Origin of the sequence: Pseudomonas sp. FSL R10-1339 (assembly GCF_009600545.1) — a bacterium.
Classification (GTDB): domain Bacteria; phylum Pseudomonadota; class Gammaproteobacteria; order Pseudomonadales; family Pseudomonadaceae; genus Aquipseudomonas; species Aquipseudomonas bubulae.
Genome location: NZ_WIVQ01000269.1, coordinates 1 through 446, shown reverse-complemented (window position 1 = coordinate 446; position 446 = coordinate 1). Strand labels below are relative to the sequence as shown.

1 protein-coding gene is annotated in these 446 nt (G+C 65.5%); it reads right to left on the bottom strand.

The window, feature by feature from the left end:
- Nucleotides 1–446: amidase family protein (locus GHO03_RS24760; RefSeq protein WP_256668782.1), on the bottom strand; the 446-nt coding region annotated here is incomplete at both ends.

Sequence of the window (446 nt, the reverse complement as noted above, 5' to 3'; positions counted from 1 at the left end):
CCCACGGCGCCGTGAGCGCCGTATACCTGCTGCGGGTCGACGGGCAGGGTCACGGGGTCTACCCGATGTCCGAGACCCAACAGCAGATCAACAGTAGTGTTCAAAACGCTGCGGATATCGGCGTCCAGTTCCAGGCCGGTCATGGCCTGATCGACCACGCCGATGCGCAACGAACCGGGGCTGCGCCGCACTGCCTCGCTGTAGCTTATGGCCTGTGGCGCGAGCCAGTAGGGACTGCCTTTTTCATGACCGTGGCTGACGTCCAGCAACAGTGCCGAGTCGCGCACGCTGCGTGATACCACATGACCGCAACTGGCACCGAACCAGCCTTCGAAGGTGTCCGGGCCCTGAGGGGTGCGATAGCGCGTGGGCTTGAGGCCAAACAGGCCGCAATACGACGCCGGGATGCGAATCGAGCCGCCGCCGTCGGTGGCGTGGGCCACGGG